The organism is Micromonospora sp. C95, from assembly GCF_018070465.1.
Classification (GTDB): domain Bacteria; phylum Actinomycetota; class Actinomycetes; order Mycobacteriales; family Micromonosporaceae; genus Micromonospora.
On the sequence record NZ_JAGPXT010000014.1, the window covers coordinates 69,341 to 86,403 of the forward strand.

Consider the following 17,063-nt stretch of genomic DNA (forward strand, 5'->3'; position numbering starts at 1 on the left):
CCACATGAAACTCAAAGCCCTCGCGGCTTCGCTGGCCGCAACAGTCGGCCTCAGCATGATCCAGGCAGCACCGGCGTCCGCCGCCGAGCCGGATCCAGGCGCCGCCGCCGACAAGATCGCCTCTAATCTGAAGGACCGGTTCCGCACAGCTCCGGCTGCCGACTTCTGGATCACGTTCGACACCAGCGCCGACCTCGAGCCGGCGAAGAAGATCACCGACTGGAACGCTCGCGGTCAGTTCGTCTACGACGCGCTGGCCACAGCGGCGAAGGACTCCCTGGCGTCCGTCTCTGCCGAACTCGACCGGGCAGGCGTCGAATACACCTCCTACCCGATCGTCAACAAGGTGCTCGTCAAGGGGGGCAACGAAGCGCTCGCCCTCGACGTGGCCGCGAAGGTGCAGGTCGCCGAGATCCAGGCGACGCCGCAGGTCGCGCTGATCGAGCCCGTCGACGAGCAGACCCCAGCCGACCAGGCTGCCCGCCCCGCCGACCAGAAGGCCGCCGCCGAGGAAGGCACCTCCACCTGGGGTCTGGACGCCATCAAGGCCCCGCAGGCGTGGGCCATGGGCGCCACCGGTGCGGGCATCACCGTGTCCAATCTCGACTCGGGTGTCCAGTTCGACCACCCCGCCCTGGTCCACAAGTACCGCGGCACGAAGCCCGACGGTACCTTCGACCACAACTACAACTGGATGGCCACCCGGGGCACGTGCACGGACGCACCCTGCGACGACGACGGACACGGCACGCACACCATGGGCACCATGGTCGGCGACGACGGCACCAACCACGTCGGCGTCGCCCCGGACGCGCAGTGGATCGCGACAGACGGCTGCTGCGACAGCACCGGCGTCGAGTCGCTGCTGCGGTCCGGCTGGTGGCTGCTCGCCCCGACCGACGTCCACGGGAACAACCCCGACCCGGCCAAGCGCCCGCACGTCATCAACAACTCGTGGGGCCAGTCCCTCGAACACAGCTTTGACGACTTCTTCCGGGCCATCGACGAGGCATGGAGCGCCGCCGGCATCTTCAGCGTCTGGTCGTCGGGAAACACCGTGCCGTACGCGGCCTGCGACACCGTCTCCTCGCCCGGAGCCGCCGCGAGTGCCTACTCCGTGGGCGCCTACCGGTCGGACGGCAGGCTCGCACTGTTCTCCCGCAAGGGCGAGGGTGAAGATGGCGGGATCAAGCCCGAGATCTCCGCTCCGGGCGACGGCGTCCGTTCGTCCTACCCGAACAACGGCTACGCCCAGTTGTCCGGCACCTCGATGGCGGCACCCCACGTGGCCGGCGCCGTCGCGGCGCTGTGGAGCTACGACCCGACCCTCATCGGGCAGGTCGAGGAAGTCCGCCGGTTGCTCGCCGAGTCGGCCGTCGACGTCGACGACACCGAGTGCGGCGGCACCGCCGACGACAACAACAAGTACGGCGAAGGGCGGCTCGACCTCGTCCGCCTGCTCGAACTGGCGCCCCGTGAGGGCGGCACCCTCACCGGTGTCGTCACCGCCGACGGCGACCCGGTGCCCGCCGTCGAGGTGACGATCAGCGGGCCGTTCAGCCGGTCCATCGGAACCGACGAGGACGGCCGGTTCACCACGAACCTGCCGGCCGGCGAATACCAGCTCAGCACCAAGGCCTTCGGCTACCTGACCGCGACCGCAGAGGTCACGATCTCCCCCGGCCAGGACACCTCCGTCAAGTTGCCGCTCACGGCCGCCGCCAGGCACGACGTCAGCGGCAGGGTCGTCGACGAGAAGAAGCAGCCCGTCCCGAACGCCGACGTCTCCGTCAAGAACACGCCGCTGGAGCCGGTACGCACGGATGCCAACGGCGCGTTCACGATCGACGCCGTCCCCGAGGGCGGGTACACGCTCAACGTCACGCCCAACGCCTGCTTCGCGCCCGCGACCGTCCCGCTGACCGTCGGCGCGCAGAACGAGTCGCCTGAGATCCCCGTCGGGCTCGTCGTCGACGAGGGCGGTTACAGCTGCGCCGTCTCCGAGGGCGAGTACCTGCGCGGCACCGACCCGGTCACGTTCCCAAGTGGCATGTGGGCGACGGTGCAGCTGCCGTTCCCGGTCGCGCTCTACAACGGCAGCCACGACACCCTCGGTGTCAGCCGGCGCGGCGTGATCTCCCCGGACACCAGCACCGGACCCGGCCACGGCGGCGCGGGAGTCTTCCCGTTCTACAGCCAGAGCCCCGTCGAGTTCGCTCCCGGCGGTGGAGTCTTCACGGCGGCCACCAAGGTCAACGGTGAGGACGCGTTCGTCGTCGAGTTCCGCAACGCCAGGATCTGGGCCTATCCGACCCGGTCGGAGCACACCGAGCCGGTCAACTTCTCGGCCACGCTCACCCGCTCCGGCACCGTGATCCTCGGCTACGGCGACGGCATCGGGACCGACGACCCGGTGACCGCCGGCGCCCACGCCGTCACCGGCATACAGGGCTGGGCCGGCGTCGACGGCATCCGGTTCTCCGACAGCGCCCCGGTGCTGCGCGACGGGATGACCGTCACCTACGACCTGCCTGACTTCGGGTACCTCGACGCGACCGTCGTCGACCAGAACGACGGGCTGCCGGTGGCCGGCGCCAAGGTCTCTTTCACGAACCCGGATGGGCTCGTCGAGACCGTCACCACCGACGGGACGGGCATCGTGCACCGCCAGCTACCGCTCGGCGGCTACACCATGACTGTCGACAAGTCGAACTACACGACCGCGGCACACCCCTTCACCCTCGACAAGCTCTACGCGAAGGCCAAGATCGACGTGCGGCTGGCCACGGGTGCCGCTGGCCTGAAGGCCGACGGCCTCGACGCGGTGTTGGGTACCGACCAGAACGGCGTCGGCTCGCTGACGCTCACCAACAACGGTTCCGCCCCCCTCACGTACGACCTGGGCGAGGCCGCGCGCCACCCCGAGCTTGACGCCGCCGGGGCCACCACGCGCACCGGGAAGGGCGCGGACAGCACGATCGACCTCGCCGCGTGGCGGGCCGGTGCAAGCGGCATGAAGCCGTCGAACGTCGACGGCAAGGCGGCGACGGCGAGCGCCGCGGAAGCGCAGGCGGCCGGCAAGGTCGGCGCGACCGCCGGCGGTGACGTCATCACCCGGATCACCATCCCGGGCACCATCGAGGAGAAGGAGCCCACCGGCATCGGGTACGACGGCGACGTCTGGGTCCACGACTACGGCGCGCGGACCAACACCGCCTACACGGTGACCGGCAAGCCGACCGGGAAGGTCTTCGACGCATCGTGGAACCCCGCGTACCGGGCGTTCGACATGGCGCTCGACACCAAGACCGGTGACATGTGTCAGATGGAGGACAGCCCCGCCAGCTACATCCACTGCTTCGACCGGGCGACCGGGAAGAAGACCCGGCAGATCAAGGGTGACTGGTCCACGCTGCCGTTGACCGGACTCGCCTACAACCCGAAGGAGGACGTGTTCTACGTCGGCGGCCGGGCGAACGGCAGGATCGGGACCGTCGCCGGGACGTCGCACGACAACCCGGGTGCGCTGCTGTCCTTCTGCGCCCCACCGCTGCCCGAGGTGATTGGCCTGGCCTACAACCAGACGTCCGACACCGTCTGGTACACCGACCTCACCTCGGATCGGCCCACCCGCCTTTTGCAGATCGACCCCGACGACTGCTCGCTGGTCAACGCATGGTGGTTCCCCGGCCAGAAGCCACGCCAGGGCGGCGGCCTCGAGACCGACTCGACCGGTGCGCTGTGGGCGGCGGACCAGATCGCCGATGACGTCGTGCTTGTCGACGTCGAGGACGACCTGCTGACCGACCTGCCGTGGCTGTCGCTCTCCTCGACCGGCGGCACCCTCGCCCCGGGTGAGTCGACCACCGTCACGGTATCGATCTCCTCGAAGGACACCAAGCCAGGCGTCCTCGGCGCGAACATCGTGCTCAGGTCCGACTCCGGACGCCAGCCCAAGACCTACATCCCGGTGACGCTCACGACCACGAAGTACCAGGTCGGCGTCAACGCCGGCGGCCCCTCGTTCACCGACGCCTCCGGCTACACCTGGTCCGGGGACCGGGCCGCCGGCAAGAAGACGTGGGGCTACGAGGGAAAGACGAAGGTCGCCACCACGAAGGCCGGCATCGAGGGCACGACGGACGACGCCCTGTTCCAGTCGCAGCGCACCACGCGGCAGAAGGAGCTGTTCTACCGCTTCCCCGACGCGCCCGAGGGCACCTACGCGATCGACTTCGGGTTTGCCGAGATCGAGAAGGTGGCCAAGGGGAAGCGGGTGTTCGACGTCCTCGTGAACGGTTCGCTTGCGGAGTACGCGTACGACCCGGCCGCGGTCGTGGGGTCGAACACCGCCGACTGGCGCACCGCCGTCGTGCAGCACGAGGGTGGTCCGCTGACCGTGGAGCTACGGGGCTCGAAGGGACTCCGGGCCCCGACCATTGCCGCGCTGCGGGTGACGCGCGACCCGCGCGCGGACACGGCGGAGCCGGAGCCCCAGCCCGAGCAGCCGGAACCGGGCCCCGTGCCGGTGGCCCCCGCCGGCCGCTCGTACTCGCTGACGGTGACCGACGGGCTCTACCGCCAGGGCACCGAGGAGTCCGGGTGGCACGGCGATGACCTCTGCAGCGTGCTGTGGTTCGACTCCAGCTTCCTGTTCCCGTTCTACGACACTGCCTGGGACGGCGTCTGCGTGTCGACGAACGGCACGCTTGTCTTCGACCGCTACAGCGCGTGGAGAGACAACACGGCACTGCCGTCGCCCGGTGCCATCGACGCGATCCATCCGCTCTGGGACGACCTCGTCGTCGACGTCCAGGCAGGCATCTATCTCGGCACGACGGAGGTGGACGGGCTGGCGGCGCAGGTAATCGAGTGGCGCAACGTCAGCTTCGACAGCGGCCCGACGGCTCGGGTGAGCTTCTCGGTCACGCTGATCGCGGACGGGCGGGTCCAGATCGGGTACGGCGACGGCATCGGCGGCGACAATCCCCTCACCCGAGGGTCGTCGGCGACGGTCGGCCTGCAGAGCCTGACGCGCAACCCCGCGAGCCAGTACTCCTTCAACGAGCCCGTCCTGACGGCCGGCCTGGGGCTGGAGTACACCCTCCCGGCCGCAGGCACGATCGAGGGCACGGTCACCGACGCGAACGACAGCAAGCCGATCGCGGGTGCGATCGTCACGCTCGGCGGGCCGAGCGGCGAACGGGTCATCACCGCCGACGAGCAGGGCCGGTGGAAGGCCCAGGCGCTGGTCGGCGAGAACACCGTGCAGGTCTCGGTGCCGAACTACGTCACCGCCAGCCACCCGGTGACCATCGCCAAGAAGGATCAGGCCGAGGTGGTCGACACGGCGTTGACCACGGGCGTCGCCACCGTCACGGCAGGTGACCTCGACTGGCTCGTCGACCGGGACCAGCAGGCGACGGCCGACGTGACCGTGACCAACAGCGGCTCCGCCCCGCTCTCGGTGCGGATCAGCGAACAGAAGCGCACAAGCGACGGCGGGCACGAGGCCGCCGACCTTCCGTGGCTGACCCTCACCGGCGCGGCCGCAACCGGCACGGTCGAGCTCGCGGTCGGCGAGTCCACCACGGTCACGGCGACGGCTGACAGCGCCGACGTCGAGCCCGGCCTGCTCGCCGGCGCCGTGCTCGTGGCGTCGAACGCCGGCAAGGGCGAGGCCCAGCTCAAGCCGGTCCGCATGGCGACCTCGGCCTACTGGAAGGGCGTCAACGTCGGCGGTGCCGGGTACATCGGCACCGACGGCTTCGTCTGGTCGGGGGACCAGCGGCTCGATTCGCGGCCGTGGGGCTACGTCGGCGGCAAGGCGCGTGCCACAAAGGCCGACATCGCCGGCACCGAGGACGAAGCGCTGTTCCGCACCCAGCGGACCGGCAAGACGTTCAGCTACGTGTTCAAGAACGCGCCCGCCGGGAAGTACCGAATCACCCTCGACTTCGCGGAGATCGAGAAGGTGAAGCCCGGCAAGCGTGCCTTCGATGTGCTGGTCGACGGCAAGATCGCGCTACACGACCACGATGTGCAGGCGAAGGTGGGTGCGCTGACCGCCGACCTGAACACGGTCACCGTCGAGCACGCCGGTGGCGATCTGAGGATCGAGCTTCGCCGCGAGAAGGGCGAGCGCGACCCGATCCTCAACGCCCTCAAGGTCCAGCAGGACCCGCGCCTGTGAGATAACCGAACCTGTCCGTCAACAGTGGTCAGAGCCTCCACGGAAGGATCGCCGTGGGGGCTCTGACCACGACTAGTAGTGCTTTGTCACATTTAGCTGCGACGGACAGACGCTGTCGCTGGCCGAGGAGGCGACAACATCAGGGATGTTGTCGTGTCAAGCCACCGCGAGGCAGCAACATCCCCGTAGTTGTAGACGGCCCGGCGAACGCCCCTCCGCCTCTGCCCGCATCCCGTCCTGGCGCAGCCGAAGCACCGGACTTACCTCCCACCGGGACGAGTCATGGTGGCTGGACTACCGGCGCGAATCCGTCTCCACTGTCCGCTGACGGTGGCAACGGCCGCCGGCCTCGCTCGCTCTCGGCGGGGCCACCCTGGCGAGGTAGCGGCTTACGGAGGATGTAGTTGAGACCGAACTCGGTATCGCTGGTGCGGACGTCGACGTAGCCCAGTCGGTGGTAGAAGCCGTGCCCGGTGATGCTGGCGCCGGTTTCCATGTGGTCGAACCCGTCCGCCGCCGCGAGCTCCTCGACGTGCCCGATCAACCGCCGGCCGACGCCGCGACCGATCGCCCCCGGATGCACGAACATCGTGAAAACCTTGTTGCCGTCGCGGGACACCGTGCCGACGACCTCGTCCCACTCGGCGACGAATACCTGACGTTCCATTGCCAGTTGCGCCAACCGCTCGGCGGTGAAGTGGGCGCACATCCGCTCGATCAGCTCGGCTGGATAGTCACGGCTGTTGACCTCACGCAGACATCGCTCGATCAGCTCTGCCACCGCCGAGGCGTCGTCCTGCCGGAACAACCGCACCCGCGTCACGCGGCCATTCTGCCTCGGTGGCGCCACGACGAACGACCCGTCTGGGTCAGGCCCGATCGGTGACCTGAGCGACGAACGCGCGCCACGCGGCCGGAGCGAAGGTAAGCGCCGGGCCAGCCGGATCCTTCGAGTCGCGGACACCGACGACGCCGGGAAGGTTGCCGGCAACCTCGACACAGTTGCCGCCGCTGGCGCCACTGCGGGTGCTCGTGCGCCACCGAGCGTTACTGAGGTCCATGATGACTCTCAACCTCCTTCAACAGGTCGACGGACTGCCGACGAGGCAGCGCCTCGTTCCGGACACTCTCCCACCTCGCTTGAAGCGAGGCCACCTCATCATCCTTGTCGATGACATCCCCACCGAGCTGATTTTCGAGGTGGCCGACCCAGACACCCTCGCGGGACCGCGCCAGCGCGAACGGCCCGGACAGTCCGACGTGCAGGCCGCTGCCAAGAGGGATGACGTGAACGTGCACGTGCGGAAGCTCGGTCAGAGCGATCAAGTGGGCTACTTGCTGGGCCATGATCCCGCCGAGGCCGTCGCCTGTATGGCGAAGCGCGGTCTCGTCCAGCACCGCGACCAATTGCGGCGGACGTTCTCCGGTAAGGATCGTCTGCCTGTCCACACGTGCCTTGACGCGCTGCTCGACCTCGTCATCGGTCAGGCTGTCCAAGGTCCGCAATACCGCACGGGCATAGTGCTCCACCTGCAAGAGGCCGGGGATCAGGTTGGGCTCGAAGTAGCGGAGCTGCGTCGCACCGCGCTCGGCGTCGAGCCATGGCAGGAACCAGGACGGTGCGCCGAGCTTCATCGCCAGCCGCTCGAACAGGCCACCGTTGCTCAGCGCGCGGTCGGCGCCTCGGGCGAAGTCCAACGTCAGCGCCCGCGTACCGCCTTCAACAGCGCTGACGTGGGACGCGCTGAAGCCGGCACCGCGCCCGAACGCTTCCTGCGTCATGCCGGCCGCGCCCCGCGCCCGGCGGATCTCGCCCACGATGAAGGCCGCCACGGGGTTCGGCATGTCAGGCATCCAGGGCTCCCCACACTAGAGATCGATTACCCACGTCGCCACCGATCTGCCGGCCGTTTCGCCAGCTCAGCCCGGACGCCGGAAGTACCTTCCGAGAGTAGCGGCCTCCACAGCAGAGTGTCACCAGCGGAACCGCAGGCGTGGCACGGCCCGTCGGCGGGACCAGCACGGGGCCGCCCGACGGGCGAGCACTCTCGGGCGGCCCTCCCCAACTCCGTGTCGACTGAGGAGGCCCCGCCGTGCCTGTTCCGAAGCCCACGAGCGCCGTACCCGCCCGGCCCGATCGTCGCCATGTCTGGTGACGCGGGAGGACGGCACGCCTCGGGTCTCCCCCGGCGTGTACCTGCTGGACCGGGCGGCCTCCCCGCAGTTCGCCAGCCCGATCCTGGTGCGGGTGATCCGCGAGCTGCCCGACCGGCACCCGCCGTACGCCTGGACCTGGGTCGACTGCTACCAGCTAGATCGGCACGGCGACGCGACGGAGAAGCGGCAGTTGTTCGTGATGCCGCAGGGGATGCGCCCGGTGCACGTGACACCGGTCCCCTACGCCGCGCGTCGGCCCCCGCCGCGCTCCCGCCCCGCGCGGGCGGGCGGGTGAGCACCGGGCTGGACGAGCACGTCGCATCCCGTCCCACCTGGCGCTGCCGGTCCTGCGGGATCGCCTGGCCCTGTTCCCCGGCGAAGCTTCGTCTGCTCGCGGAGTACCGCGACAACATGCCTGGCCTGATGGTCTATCTGGTGACCTTGCGCGAGGAGGCCGCCGAGCAGCTCGCCGGGCTGGGCGGCGGCGAGCCGCCGACCGACTTGCACCGCCGCTTCACCGACTGGGTGCCGGCCCGGTCCAGATAGCCGCCCGCCCCGCTCCGCGTATTCCCCCGACGCGGACCCGGGGCGGGCTTCGCCCGTCGACCGGCGGCGTCGGTGATCGCCCGATGGTGACCTGGCCTCGTACGCTTCGGGGCATGGCACGGCGATCATCGATAAGGCGGCTGGTGCGGTCGGCCTGGGTGCGCCTGGCTCACGGGGTGCGGACGCGGACGCTTCCGGTTCTGCTGGTCTTTGCCGGGCTGTCCGGGATCATGCTCCTGCTGGCGCGCGGTGCCGCCGAGTACGGCCGCACCCTGGCGATGGAACTGGGCGCCGAGTTCCTGGGGGCACTGGTGGTGATCTTCGCGCTCACACCGATCGTCCGGCGATCCCAGCAGGGCCGCGTCCGCGAACACCGCCACCTTGACTTTTCCTGGTACACCGACCGGGTGATGACCGCGACCGCGTCGGTGCGCATCCTGCACACGTTCTCGCGGCTGTTCTCCCCGCCGTACAGTCAGCGATTCTTTTCCGCGGCAGCGGGCCTGATACGCCGTGGCGGCCGGGTCGAGGTTCTGCTGATGCACCCTGACTCAGTGGCCGCGGTGCTGCGGACAACCGAGTTGGCCGGGCGCCGCGATGTGAGCCAGGAGTCGCGCCGCAATCTGCAGACGCTCGAAGCCTTCCGGCAGAGCCTCGACGAGAACTTCCGCGCACGCTTCGAGATCCGGCTCTACACCGCCTCCGCTTCGGTGCAGATGTACCAGTGGGACGACAGGTTGCTGGCGTCCTTCCTGCCGCTGGGCAAACTCTCCGGTGATCATTCGCAACTGGAGGTTTCGACGGTCTCGCCGCTCGGGAGCTTCGTCACGGAACGCGCCGACGAGCTGTGGGACGGCGGCATGGCGCTCACCGAGTACTGGCTGACAAGTGTCACCCTCACCGACGACGAGGGCCGACGGCAGTACGCCTGCCGGTTTCTCGACATCGGCGACCGGCACTACCTGGCCGACGCCCGGGTCATTGCCCAGCTTGCCCGCGCTCAGAACGGCTCGGTCAGGGTCGAGTTCCGACAGTGCCCGGGGACGGTGCACGGGGTGGACGTGATCACCGAAGGTGACCCGGACCTGGCGTCCGTGCGGCAGCGTTTCCTTGAGAAGTACGGCCAGTCCGAGACCGTCTTCATCCGCCTCAATCCGTTCCCGCCGGCCTGACGGGCGCGGCGGGACTCTGGTCAGCCCAGGTCTGCGGTGTGGCCGAGTTCGCCGGAGATCTGCTTCGCGGTGTCGAGCAGCAGGGGAAGGCTCTCCTTGAGCTGGTCGAGGTTGGCGATGACCTCGATGGCGGTCATCGAGGCGGCGGCGATGACCCGCCCGCGCGAGTCCCTGATCGGCGCGGCCACGCACATGACGTACGTGTCGTGTTCGCCGTTGTCGACGGCCCAGCCATGTTCGCGGATGCGGAGGAGTTCGGCGTCGAGCGACTCGCGATCGGCGTACGTCGTGGGGGTGAACCGTTCGAAGACGACGTGGGACAGGAGACGGTCGCGTTCCTCCGTCGGCAGGTACGCCAGGATGGTCTTGCCGACGGCGCTCGCGTAGATCGAGACCGCGCGCCCGATCCGGGACGGCAGCTTGACCGCGTCGAAGGCCGGGCTGTCGACCTTGTCGATGTAGATGATCTCGTCACCGGTCAGCTGCGCCAGGTGCACGGTGTGGCCGGTCTTGCGCTGAAGCGTACGCAGGGGCGCGGCGGCGAACTGGCGCAGGTCCATCGAGCCGAGTGCGAGTTCCGACAGTTCGATGATGCCGCTGCCGAGCACGTAGGTCCCGGCGCCGGTCCGGCGGACGAAGCGCGCCGATTCGAGCGTCTGGAGAATCCGCAGGGCGGTGGACTTGTGGACACCCAGGACCTCCGCCGCCTCGGTGAGGGACAGCGGATGCTCCGCAGCGCGACGGATCAGGTCGACCGCACGGCGAATCGATTGCGACAAGGTGGCGTCTCCCTCCACGGGGGCGACCCCGACGACCGCCCGTTGCATCATACGCAACGATGTGCGCTCCATTTGCAAGCAGCCGTTGACACCGTTGCATATAGCGCTACGATCGTTGCAGATTCCAGCTCGGCGACACCGGACCTGCGCCCAGGAGAGTGACGATGAGCAAGGAGCCCTGGTTCGGCACTGCCGGCGAGGCGTTGCCGGACGATGCCGAGGACAGCGTCCTCATCGGCCGGATCTGGGATCCGTCCGTCGACGGCCCCTCACCGGTGACCGTCCGCGACGGCGACGTCATCGACCTCAGCCGCCGGTTTCCGACCGTCCGGGACATCTGCGAGCTGCCCGAACCCGCCAAGGCCGTCGCCGGGTCGGACGGGCCACGGGTCGGCGGCTTCGACGAAGTGCTGGCCAACACCGGCGCCACGAACCGGGACCGGGGCCGGCCCTGGCTGCTCGCCCCGGTCGACCTGCAAGCGCTCAAGGCCGCCGGCGTGACGTTTCCGGTCTCGATGATCGAGCGCGTCATCGAGGAGCAGGCCCGGGGAGACCTGACCCTCGCGGCGGACATCCGCGGCCGGATGTTCGCCGACATCGGCGCCGACCTGCACAGCCTGGTCCCCGGGTCGGTCGAGGCGCAGCGGCTCAAGACCGCGCTGATCGCCGAGGGCATCTGGAGTCAGTACCTGGAGGTGGGGATCGGGCCGGACGCGGAGATCTTCACCAAGGGGCAGCCCCTCTCCGCCGTCGGCACCGCCGTCCCGGTCGGCGTACTCGCCGCCTCGACCTGGAACAACCCGGAACCCGAGGTCGCGCTGATCGCCCAGTCCGGCGGCCGGATCGTCGGCGCCACCCTGGGCAACGACGTGAACCTGCGCGACGTCGAGGGACGGTCCGCGCTGCTGCTCCCCCAGGCCAAGGACAACAACGCCTCCTGCGCCCTCGGTCCGTTGATCCGGCTGTTCGACGAGCGGTTTCCACTCGACCGGGTACGCGAACTCGAGGTGGGTCTCCAGGTCCACGGGGCGGACGGCTTCCACCTGACGGCGACCTCGGAGATGGCCCGGATGTCACGCGACCCGGCGGATCTGGTCCGGCAGTTGATCGGCCCGCATCACCAGTATCCCGACGGCGCCGTGCTGATGCTCGGCACCATGTTCGCCCCCACCCAGGACCGCGAACGCCCCGGTGAGGGCTTCACCCACAAGGTCGACGACGTGGTGCGGATCAGCTGCCCGGCGCTCGGCACCCTGGTCAACCGGGTGTGGCACGCGGAGCAGTGCGAGCCGTGGCGGTTCGGCGTCCGCGATCTGATGAGCAATCTGGCGAGGAGAGGACTGCTGTGATAGTCACCACCACCGATCCACGGGACGGCCGGCAGCACCCGACGGATCTCGTCGAGACGGACGAGTCCGGCGTGGCGGCGATCGCCGGCCAGGCGTCCCGGGCGGCACAGTGGCTGTTCGACAGGGGCAGGACCGGCAGGGCCGAGCTGCTGGAGGCGGTCGCGGCCGCCCTGGAGTCCCGTCGGGCGGATCTGGTCGCGACGGCGGAGGCGGAGACCGGGCTGGGCCGGGCGCGACTCGACTCGGAGCTGACCCGGGCGGCGGTCCAGTTCCGGATGTTCGCGGCGGTGCTGCGCGACGGTGGGTACCTGGAGGCGGCCATCGACCACGCCGCCGACACGCCCCTCGGGCCCGGCCCGGACGTGCGACGGATGCTCGTACCCCTCGGGCCGGTGGCCGTCTTCGGCGCCAGCAACTTCCCGTTCGCCTTCTCCGTCGCCGGAGGCGACACCGCCTCGGCGCTGGCCGCCGGGTGTCCCACGGTCGTGAAGGCCCACCCGTCCCATCCGCTGACGTCGCGCGCCTCCGCCGACGCGATCGCCTCGGCCGTGCGCGACCAGGGTGGGCCAGAAGGCGTGATCGCGGCGGTGTACGGAGAACAGGCCGGCCGCTCGCTCGTCCGCCAGTCGCCGATCCGGGCGGCGGCCCTGACCGGCTCCGTCGGCGCCGCCCGCGCCATCCAGGCGGCCATCGACGAACGCGCCGACCCCATTCCGCTGTACGCCGAGTTGGGCAGCGTGAACCCGATCGTCGTGCTGCCCGACGCCGCCGCGAGCCGGTCGGACCAGATCGCCGAGGGGCTGTTCGCCTCGTTCACCGCCTCGGGCGGCCAGCTCTGCACCAAACCGGGGCTGGCCTTCCTCCCGACCGGCCCGGGCGGTGACCGCCTGGTCGACACGCTCCGGGCGCAGGTCGCCGACGCTGGCGGGATGGTCCTGCTCAATGAGCGCATCCGGGACGCGTACGAGAGCGGGGCCGCCGCGCTGGAGAAGGCCGGCGCCCGCCTCGCCGCGCGGCCCCGGATCGACGCCGGCGCGGGCTTCACGGTGGCGCCGACGCTGCTGGAGGTCGACCTGCCGGGCCTGACCGCGGAGATCGCCGACGAGTGCTTCGGCCCGCTGATGGTCGTGGTCCGCTACCGCGACGTCGCCGACCTCGACGCCGCGCTGGCGGCCGTGCCGCCGTCACTCACCGGCTCCGTCCACAGCGGGCCCGGCGACGACATCGAGGCCGTACGCGGGCTGGTCGACGTCCTCACCGCCCGCTCGGGTCGGATCGTCTTCGACGGTTATCCCACCGGTGTGCGGGTGTCGTGGGCGCAGCACCACGGCGGTCCCTGGCCGTCGACGAACGCCGTGCACACCTCGGTGGGCGCCACCTCGATCCGACGCTTCCTGCGCCCGCTGGCCTGGCAGAACGCCCCGGACTGGATCCTTCCCGACGAGCTGCGTGACGAGTACACCGCCATCCCCCGCCGGATCGACGGGAGGTGGGTGCCAGGAATCGATCGCCAGCCCTGATCCCGACGCCTGGAACCTTGCGCACCGAGCCCGAAGGGAACCACGTCAATGAAGACGACACGAACACTAGCCACCGTGGCGATGCTCGCCGCGGCGACCGGCCTGGTCGCCTGCTCCTCGGACGACGGCGGCAGCGACGCGAGCAACTGCACCAACACCATCACCAAGCAGGATCTGCCGGTTGTCACGATGTGGGCCTGGTACCCCAACATGCAACTGGTCGTGGACAACTTCAACAAGGCCAACGACGAGGTCCAGGTCTGCTGGACCAACGTCGGACAGGGCGGCGACCATTACGACAAGTTCCAGACGGCCATCTCGGCGGGCACCGGCGCGCCCGACGTGGTGATGGTCGAGATGGACCGGATCCCGACCTTCCAGATCCAGAACGCGCTCGTCGACATCAGCGGGTACGGCCTCGACGCGGTCCGGGCCAACTACGGCGACGGAGCCTGGAAGGACGTCTCGGTCGGCGACGCGGTCTACGGCGTCCCGGTCGACGGCGGCCCGCTGGCGATGATCTACCGCAAGGACATCTTCGACAAGTACGACATCACCCCGCCCACGACCTGGGCCGAGTACGAGCAGGCCGCACAGAAGGTGAAGGACGCCGGCGGACCGCTCTTCGGCGACCTCGGCGCGAACGTCCCAGCGCTGATGATGGCGCTACAGATCCAGAAGGGCGCGGCCCCGTTCACCTACGACCCCGCCCAGCCGGAGTCGATCGGGGTACGGCTGAACGACCAGGCGTCCAAGGACGTGCTGGACTACTGGGGCGGCCTGGTCCGCAAGGGCCTGGTCGGGACGCAGGACCAGTTCACCCCGGAGTACATCTCCGGGGTGATCAACGGCAACTACGCGACCTACATCTCGGCCGCCTGGGCGCCCGGTTACCTGACCGGCGCGGGCGTCGGGCAGGGAGAGGACACCGGCACGTTCGCGGTGGCGCCCCTGCCGCAGTGGGATGCGAACAACCCGGTCCAGGTGAACTGGGGCGGGTCGGCCTTCTCGGTAAGCAGCCAGTCGAAACAGCCGGAACTCGCGGCCAAGGCCGCCTACGGCCTCTACGCCGACCAGGAGTCACTCACCGACGGCTGGACCAACCAGATCATCTTCCCGCTCAACCTGACCGCACTCAACGATCCCGAGTTCATCGATCTCGAGGTGGAGTTCTTCGACGGCCAGCAGGCCAACAAGGAGGTGTACGTCCCGGCCGCCAACGCCTACCAGGGTGTCGTCTACAGCCCCTTCGGCCAGTACTACTTCGACGCCATGACCAAGCAGATAAGCGAGATGAGCGCCGGCTCCATCACCGGTGCACAGGCTGCCGACCGGCTCCAGGACGACGTGACGAAACACGCCACCGAACAAGGATTCACCGTTCAGTGACCGACCGGGTGGGCCGGCCGTCCTCCCCCGGCCGGCCCACCCTCGACCCCCAGCGGCCCACGTCCCGGAGCCCGAGATGACATCGATCACCGAGAAACGCGCACCGCGCACCCACCATGACAAGCGCAAGACCCGAGGCACGATCCAGCGCCGGGAGCACCTGACGGGGTGGCTCTTCGTCGGGCCGTTCGGGGTGGTCTTCCTGGCGTTTCTCATCGCCCCGCTGGGGTACGCCCTCTACCTCAGCCTGTTCCAGAAGAAGCTGATCGGTGGCACCAGCTTCGTCCTGTTCGACAACTACGTGAAGGCGTTCACCGACCCGAGCTTCCTGTCCGGGGCGTGGTTCGTCATCCGCTTCGCGCTCGTCGCCATTCCGGTCCAGATCGGCGTCGCGCTGGCCATGGCGCTCATCCTGGACGCGGTGACCTCGCTGTTCACCCGCTTCTCCCGGCTGATGATCTTCCTGCCGTACGCGATCCCCACGGTCATCGGGGCCGTGATGTGGGGGTTTCTGTACAGCAAGAGCTTCGGCCCGCTCACCGACGTCTTCGGGTTCTTCGGCGCCACCGCACCCGACTTCCTCAGCAACAACCTGATCTTCTACGGCCTGTTGAACATCGTCACCTGGCAGTGGGCCGGCTACTACATGATCATCCTGTACGCGGCCCTGCAGGGCATCGACCCGACGCTCTACGAGGCCGCCCGCATGGACGGTGCCGGACGGTGGCAGGTCGCCCGGCGGATCAAGATTCCGCTGATCGCGCCCGCGCTGATCCTGATCCTGGTCTTCTCGCTGATCGGCACCCTGCAGTTCTTCAACGAACCGCAGATCCTGCGATACCTCGCGGCCGGCACGATCGGGTCGGACTTCACGCCCAACATGTACGCGTACCAGCAGGCGTTCGGGCTGGCCAACTTCAACTACGGGTCGGCGATCTCGTTCGCCCTCGGCGGAGTCGTCTTCATCTGCGTTTATGCCTTCCTGTTCTTCACCCGCAAGCGGAGGAGCTTCCTCTGATGTCCGAGAGCGCCAGCGCCAGCGCCGGCCACCGCCGCGCGCAGCGCCACCTTCCGCTGCAGATCCTGCTCGGCTTCCTGGTGATCTACTTCCTCGTGCCGTTCTGGTGGGTCGTCGTCAACAGCTCCAAGGACGCACCGGGGCTGTTCGGCGGCGGCAACACCCTCTGGTTCGCCGACCAGGTCGACTACCTCGGCAACCTCAGGCAGTTGTTCACCTACGACGGTGGCATCTACCTGCGGTGGCTGCTGAACTCCACGCTGTACGCGCTCGCCGGTGGAATCGGCGCGACCGTCCTGGCAGTCATGGCCGGCTACGGGTTCGCCAAGTACCGCTTCGCCGCCCGGCGCTTCAGCTTCGCGGTCGTGCTCGGCGCGCTGATGGTGCCCGCCACCGCCCTGGTCATCCCGACCTTCATCATGTTCGCCCAACTCGGCCTGACGAACACGGTCTGGGCAGTGATTCTCCCTTCGCTGCTCAACCCGTTCGGCGTCTACCTGATGCACGTGTACGCGCGCGACGCGGTGCCCGACGAGATCCTGGACGCGGCGCGGGCCGACGGCGCGGGCGAGATACGGACGTTCCTCCAGATCGCCCTCCCGCTGATGCGTCCCGCCGTGGTCACCGTGCTGCTGCTGTCCGCCGTCGCGTCGTGGAACAACTACTTCCTGCCGCTGGCGATGCTCTCCGACAACCGACTCTTCCCGGTCACCGTCGGCCTCGGCCTCTGGCAGGGCGTCGCCTCCGGGAACAACGCGGGCGGCACCTCCCTGTGGAGCCTGATCATCCTGGGCTCCCTGGTGTCGGTCATTCCACTGATCATCGCGTTCTTCAGCCTGCAACGACACTGGCGCGGCGGACTGTCCGTCGGCGGCCTCAGGTAGCTCGCCACCACCAACCGATCAACCGTTCACCCCCTCGACCGCCGCGCACCGCGCGG

Annotated in this window: 13 protein-coding genes; 9 read left to right on the forward strand and 4 right to left on the reverse strand. The window is 69.1% G+C overall.

Going from position 1 to position 17,063, the window contains the following annotated elements:
- Nucleotides 1-4 precede the first annotated feature (4 nt).
- The gene (locus tag KBX00_RS17540) at nucleotides 5-6,193 is read left to right on the forward strand and encodes a S8 family serine peptidase (RefSeq protein ID WP_210828275.1); all 6,189 of its coding nucleotides are present in this window, start codon (nucleotides 5-7) and stop codon (nucleotides 6,191-6,193) included.
- A 280-nt stretch (nucleotides 6,194-6,473) separates the two neighbouring features.
- On the opposite strand, the gene KBX00_RS17545 is transcribed toward KBX00_RS17540, so the two are convergent.
- The 3 genes from KBX00_RS17545 to KBX00_RS17555 are packed head-to-tail and all read right to left on the reverse strand — an operon-like array spanning nucleotide 6,474 to nucleotide 8,047.
- Nucleotides 6,474-7,016, reverse strand: a complete 543-nt coding sequence (locus tag KBX00_RS17545) for a GNAT family N-acetyltransferase (protein ID WP_307868799.1) — start codon at nucleotides 7,014-7,016, stop codon at nucleotides 6,474-6,476.
- A gap of 46 nt (nucleotides 7,017-7,062) precedes the next feature.
- Complete coding sequence (locus KBX00_RS17550) at nucleotides 7,063-7,254, reverse strand: DUF397 domain-containing protein (protein WP_210828284.1); 192 nt, start codon at nucleotides 7,252-7,254, stop codon at nucleotides 7,063-7,065.
- Nucleotides 7,241-8,047, reverse strand: a complete 807-nt coding sequence (locus tag KBX00_RS17555) for a helix-turn-helix transcriptional regulator (protein WP_210828286.1) — start codon at nucleotides 8,045-8,047, stop codon at nucleotides 7,241-7,243. The genes KBX00_RS17550 and KBX00_RS17555 overlap by 14 nt, the downstream gene beginning before the upstream one ends.
- Nucleotides 8,048-8,345: 298 nt before the next feature.
- On the opposite strand from KBX00_RS17555, the gene KBX00_RS17560 reads away from it, so the two are divergent.
- From KBX00_RS17560 to KBX00_RS17570, 3 genes are all read left to right on the forward strand, one after another.
- On the forward strand, nucleotides 8,346-8,645 hold the full coding sequence (locus KBX00_RS17560; protein ID WP_210828288.1) for a hypothetical protein: 300 nt from the start codon (nucleotides 8,346-8,348) through the stop codon (nucleotides 8,643-8,645).
- Nucleotides 8,642-8,896 carry a flavin reductase gene (locus KBX00_RS17565; RefSeq protein ID WP_210828295.1) on the forward strand — a complete coding sequence of 85 codons (255 nt, stop codon included), beginning with the start codon at nucleotides 8,642-8,644 and terminating at the stop codon, nucleotides 8,894-8,896. The genes KBX00_RS17560 and KBX00_RS17565 overlap by 4 nt, the downstream gene beginning before the upstream one ends.
- A gap of 113 nt (nucleotides 8,897-9,009) precedes the next feature.
- Nucleotides 9,010-10,068 (forward strand): hypothetical protein, encoded by a 1,059-nt coding sequence (locus KBX00_RS17570; RefSeq protein WP_210828297.1) that lies wholly within the window; start codon nucleotides 9,010-9,012, stop codon nucleotides 10,066-10,068.
- 20 nt (nucleotides 10,069-10,088) lie between these two features.
- Here KBX00_RS17570 and KBX00_RS17575 read toward each other — a convergent pair whose 3' ends face one another.
- Nucleotides 10,089-10,847, reverse strand: a complete 759-nt coding sequence (locus tag KBX00_RS17575; protein ID WP_210828299.1) for an IclR family transcriptional regulator — start codon at nucleotides 10,845-10,847, stop codon at nucleotides 10,089-10,091.
- Nucleotides 10,848-11,011: 164 nt separating this feature from the next.
- Here KBX00_RS17575 and KBX00_RS17580 point away from each other — a divergent pair, with 164 nt between their 5' ends.
- From KBX00_RS17580 to KBX00_RS17600, 5 genes are all read left to right on the forward strand, one after another.
- On the forward strand, nucleotides 11,012-12,196 hold the full coding sequence (locus KBX00_RS17580; protein WP_210828301.1) for a fumarylacetoacetate hydrolase family protein: 1,185 nt from the start codon (nucleotides 11,012-11,014) through the stop codon (nucleotides 12,194-12,196).
- Complete coding sequence (locus KBX00_RS17585) at nucleotides 12,193-13,716, forward strand: aldehyde dehydrogenase family protein (protein ID WP_210828302.1); 1,524 nt, start codon at nucleotides 12,193-12,195, stop codon at nucleotides 13,714-13,716. The genes KBX00_RS17580 and KBX00_RS17585 overlap by 4 nt, the downstream gene beginning before the upstream one ends.
- Before the next feature lie 48 nt (nucleotides 13,717-13,764).
- Nucleotides 13,765-15,105, forward strand: a complete 1,341-nt coding sequence (locus KBX00_RS17590) for an ABC transporter substrate-binding protein (protein WP_210828303.1) — start codon at nucleotides 13,765-13,767, stop codon at nucleotides 15,103-15,105.
- A 76-nt stretch (nucleotides 15,106-15,181) separates the two neighbouring features.
- Nucleotides 15,182-16,123, forward strand: coding sequence for a carbohydrate ABC transporter permease (locus KBX00_RS17595; RefSeq protein WP_210828304.1), 942 nt, complete (start codon nucleotides 15,182-15,184; stop codon nucleotides 16,121-16,123).
- Nucleotides 16,123-17,007, forward strand: a complete 885-nt coding sequence (locus KBX00_RS17600; RefSeq protein WP_210828305.1) for a carbohydrate ABC transporter permease — start codon at nucleotides 16,123-16,125, stop codon at nucleotides 17,005-17,007. The genes KBX00_RS17595 and KBX00_RS17600 overlap by 1 nt, the downstream gene beginning before the upstream one ends.
- Nucleotides 17,008-17,063: the final 56 nt, after the last annotated feature.